This window comes from Halorubrum sp. CBA1125, assembly GCF_009742825.1.
Classification (GTDB): domain Archaea; phylum Halobacteriota; class Halobacteria; order Halobacteriales; family Haloferacaceae; genus Halorubrum.
Genome location: NZ_WPCE01000217.1, coordinates 1 through 4,406, shown reverse-complemented (window position 1 = coordinate 4,406; position 4,406 = coordinate 1). Strand labels below are relative to the sequence as shown.

At 70.4% G+C, this 4,406-nt stretch carries 5 protein-coding genes; all 5 read right to left on the bottom strand.

The features are described from left to right. Nucleotides 1-194: 194 nt before the first annotated feature. Nucleotides 195-1,376, bottom strand: a complete 1,182-nt coding sequence (locus tag GJ633_RS14390) for an NAD(P)/FAD-dependent oxidoreductase (protein ID WP_156589366.1) — start codon at nucleotides 1,374-1,376, stop codon at nucleotides 195-197. 50 nt (nucleotides 1,377-1,426) lie between these two features. Next, the gene (locus GJ633_RS14385) at nucleotides 1,427-2,338 is read right to left on the bottom strand and encodes a nucleoside phosphorylase (RefSeq protein ID WP_156589365.1); all 912 of its coding nucleotides are present in this window, start codon (nucleotides 2,336-2,338) and stop codon (nucleotides 1,427-1,429) included. 52 nt (nucleotides 2,339-2,390) lie between these two features. Next, nucleotides 2,391-2,795 (bottom strand): cytidine deaminase, encoded by a 405-nt coding sequence (gene cdd, locus GJ633_RS14380; RefSeq protein ID WP_156589364.1) that lies wholly within the window; start codon nucleotides 2,793-2,795, stop codon nucleotides 2,391-2,393. Between the two features lie 37 nt (nucleotides 2,796-2,832). After that, nucleotides 2,833-3,423, bottom strand: a complete 591-nt coding sequence (locus tag GJ633_RS14375; RefSeq protein WP_156589363.1) for a GNAT family N-acetyltransferase — start codon at nucleotides 3,421-3,423, stop codon at nucleotides 2,833-2,835. 155 nt (nucleotides 3,424-3,578) lie between these two features. Continuing rightward, nucleotides 3,579-4,313, bottom strand: coding sequence for an MBL fold metallo-hydrolase (locus GJ633_RS14370; protein WP_156589362.1), 735 nt, complete (start codon nucleotides 4,311-4,313; stop codon nucleotides 3,579-3,581). Nucleotides 4,314-4,406: the final 93 nt, after the last annotated feature.

Genomic DNA, 4,406 nt, shown 5'->3' with positions numbered 1-4,406 from the left:
GCCGCCGAGCACTGACGGCCGCTGTCGAGCGCCCGTCGTCGACCGCGGTCGGGGTCTCGCGAACGCAGCTCCTATACGGCTCCCCGTCCCCGCTCTCGTCTCTCTCGTTCTCGACGCGCACAGCCGCCGCTCGCGAGCGGCGAGCCGACACGGACGAGAAGTTCGACTCCGAATCGGTCGGATCTGACCCGAACCTACATGTCGCCGAACGCGCTCACGCCGCGTCCGGCCGAGGAGACCTTGGCGATCCACCGCGTGGCGATCGCCTTCTTCAACAGCTTCGCCGGGGTGCCGCCGAACGTCTGGATCGGCAGCCCGGCCACGTCGTGGGCGACCGCGTCGTCGCCGACCGAGACCACGGTCCCCTTGTCTTCGTGTTCCCACGATCGGAGGGGCGCGCCGCGGGCCGAGCGCGCCAGGTTCGCGCCGGCGACTTCCGCGGCCTGCCAGGCGGCCTGCGCGGTCGGCGGCGCCACGTCGTCGTCGCCCTGTTCGACGAGCGCGGTGTCGCCGATGGCGAACACGCGGTCGTCGCTGGTGGTGAAATCGGAGCTGGCGTGGATACGGTTCGAGCGCTCGTCTTTCTCGACCTCGACGTTCTCCAGTTCCTCCTGGCCCGTGATGCCGCCGGTCCAGATCAGCACGTCGTAGCCCAGCTCCTCCGGCTCCTCGTCCTCGCCGCCGCCGAGGTAGACGGCGTTCTCGTCGGCCTGCGAGATGAAGTCGCCGGTGAGAATCTCCACGTCGGCGTCTTCGAGCCGCTGGCGGAGCGCGCCCTGGATCTGTGGGTCGTTGCCGGGGAAGACCTCGTCGAGCCCCTCGACGAGCGTTATCTCGAGCGGCGCGCGGTGTTTGTCGCGGTATTCGGCGATCTCGCCGGCGGTCTGGATGCCCGAGAGGCCGGCGCCGCCGACGATCACCCGCGCGGGGTCCGAGCGGGTCGCGTCGGCGGCCGCGGTGCGGACGTCCTCGTGGATCGCCCTGGCGTCGTCGAGCCCCTTCAGCTGGTGGGCGTTTGCCTTCAGCCCGTCGATACCGAAGAAGGCGGTCGTCGAACCGACCGCGAGAAGCAGGTAGTCGTACTCGACCGTGGTGCCGTCGTCGGTCTCGACGACGCGCTCGTCGGTGTCGACGTCGACGACTCGGCCCTGCACGAACTCGGACTCGGGAGACTTGATCTCGCCGACCGGGATGGTGATCTTCTCTTCGACGCCGGGGTCGCGGATCGCGCGATGGACCTCGTGTAACACGAGATGGTAGTCATGTTCGGAGATCCAGGTGAGTTCGGCCTCTCCCTCGCCTACCTCGTCTTCGAACGCTTTCACTGCCCCTGCGCCGGCGTAGCCGGAGCCGACGACGACAACCTGTGAACTCATGCGTGCCGCTCTGCTGTCCGGGGGTAAAGGCGCTTTGGAATGCAATTGGGCTACAGCGAGAGCCCCGCGTGCCAGCGATCTGCGCCGGCCTCGCGTTTGACCGCGTCCATCCGGGCCAGCAGCTTCACGGCGAGGCTCGCGGTCTCTGCCGCCCGCGACTCGCCCTCGGTCCGGAACTCGCCGGTGACGCGGTTGGCGTAAACGGAGCAGACCGCGCCCGCGCGGAGCCCGTACACGTTCGCGACCGTGAGGATCGCCGACGCCTCCATCTCGATGTTCTTTACGTTCGCCTCGCGCAGCTCCGCGACGAGCTCGTCCGAGCCGGCGGCCTCGAACCCCTCGAACCCGGGCCGGCCCTGTCCGGCGTAAAAGGAGTCGGCGCTCATCGTGATCCCGGTGTGGTAGTCGTGGCCGAGCCGCTCGGCGGCCGCGACGAGCGCGGAGACGACCTCGCCGTCGGCGGCCGCCGGGTAGTCCTCGCGGACGTACTCGTCGCTGGTCCCCTCCTGGCGGACCGCGCCGGTCGTGATCACGAGATCGCCGACGTCCATGCCCGGCTGGATCGCGCCGCAGGACCCAACCCGGACGAACGTGTCGACGCCGACCCGCGCCAGCTCCTCGACCGCGATCGCCGCCGACGGGGACCCGATCCCCGTCGAGGTGACCGATATCGGCGTCCCGTCGTAGCTGCCGGTCGCGGTTCGGTACTCCCGGTGGTGGGCGACCGCCTCGTGTGTGTCCCACAGCGCCGTGATCTTGTCGACGCGCTCGGGGTTGCCCGGGAGCAACACCGCGTCGGCGACGTCGCCGGGGCCGACCGCGACGTGGTACTGGTCCTCGGCGTTGGGGTCCTCGCTGTCGCCGTTGGATTCGGGGTCGGTACCGCCGTCGGCGCGGGCGGGATCGTCACGGGTTCGCGATGGGTCGTCGCCGCGTCGGACGGAGGGGGAATCGTCGCTCATCTCACTCGACCTTCGGCGAGGCGTTCAAAAGGCGTTCCGCCTCGGCGGGGGATCACCCGTCGCGCGCGTCGTCGAGCGTGGTCTCGGAGATGGCGTTCGGCAGCAGTTCGCCGAGTGTGTACTCCGAGACCTCGCCGTCCCCCTCGTCGCAGGCGACGACGAGGTCGGGGGCCGCGAACTCCGCGAGCGTCTGGCGGCACATCCCGCAGGGCGTGACCCCGTCTCGGGCGCCGGAGGCGACCGCGATGCGTTCGAACGCGCGGTGGCCGTTCTTCACCGCCGCCGCGAGCGCGACCTCCTCGGCGTGGAGGCTGTTGGAGTAGTTGGCGTTCTCGATGTTACAGCCGGCGTAGACGGTGCCGTCGGCCGTCCGGAGCGCGGCGCCGACGCGGTACTCCGAGTACGGGACGTGCGCGTCCGCGAGCGCGTCGCGAGCGGCCTCGATCAGCTCGTCCATACCCCCGAGTCGGACGGCGGGGCGATAAGCGGTCGGGTCACCGACCGGTGTCGTACTTGTAGGTGGCCGTCTCGGGGTCGATCCCGAAGTCCTCCGCCGACTCGGTCGTCCCGTCGTCCTCGTCGGGGGAATCGCCGGCCTCGACGGTCTTGAATGCCTCGCGGAGGCGGTCCGACATCTCGAACTCGTCGACGTCGACGCGGAGCCCGGTCACGCCGCCGCCGAGGAACTCGCGTTTCTCCTCGAGCCGGTCGGAGAGGGCCGCCGGCAGGTCGTCGGTGTCGACCTCCTCGAAGCCGAACTGCGTCAGGTACTCCGGCTGATCGGTGAGCACGTACACCGTCTCGAACCCCTCGGCGGCCGCGGTGTCGACGAGCCGCTCGACGACGTGGGCACCGACGCCGCGGCCCCGCCACTCCGGCAGGACGCCGATCCCGGTGAGCTCGATCCGCTCCGTGTCGTCTCCCCGATGCAGGCGGAGCCGGCCGAACCCCGCCCGGTCGCCGGACTCCTCGTCGACCGCGATCACGTAGTCCCGTGACCGGAAGGCGACGTCGTCGAGCCCGAGTCGCTCGATCGCGTCCAGTAACCACGCCTCGTCACGGTTCTTGGCGTCGCGGACGTACATGCTCTCTCCTACGGCGGCGGACGTAAAAACCGTTCCCCGACGCAACCGCCCCGGCCCTCGCGTCTCCTCAGCTCGTCGGTCGCCAAAGGCGACCGACTCCCCCCGGGGAAATCGATGCGCAGCGATTTCCGAACGGCCGGGCGCGACGGAGAGCGCTACTGGTTGGCCGACCGTTCGTCGAGCGCGACCGGGATCGACCGGCTCGCGACGTCGCCGGCGAACGCCTCGCCGTCGGCGGCCAGCTGCTCGAAGGTGTCGTAGTGGATCGGAACGACGAGGTCCGGGTCCATCGCCTCGGCCAGTTCGGCGGCCGCGTGGCGGTCGGAGACGATCCCGCCGCCGCCGATGTTCGCGAGGAACACGGAGACGTCGAGCTCCGCGAACCCGTCGAGCGCGTCCGAGTCGCCGGGCCAGAAGACGGTGTGGTCCTCGACGTCGAGCAGGAACCCGCAGCCGAAGCCGGGCGGGTGCGTCACCGTGCCGTTCGCGTCGGCGTTCGGCCCCTCGGGGTCGTTGTGGGCGGCAACCGACCACACGGTGATCTCGCCGGCGCCCGTCTCGACGTCGACGCGCGTCTCGTCGTCGACGCGCACGACCTCGTAGTCGGCCGCGAGGTCCGCGATCGGCGCCACGTCGCGGTCGATCCGGTCCGGATCGACGTTCTCGTAGATCACGACCGTCGCGTCGTCGGCCGCCACCGACCGGATCCCGTCGGGGTCGTAGTGGTGGTCGTGGGTGACCACCACGAGGTCGCCGTCGCGCGCCCAGTAGTCGTCGAGGACCCCGTACCGCCCGGGATCCGTGTAGGCGATCGGTCCGCTCGCCGCTTCGATCCGCGCCGTCGCGTAGCCGAGCCACTCCACCGTCAGGTTCCCGTGTCGGACCGTCATACCGACCGGTGGGTTCCCGGCCGACTTGAACGTGGCCCTCTCAGCCGTCGTCGTCGGGGGAACGATTACCCGTCGTCGCGGGGGCGTTCCTCG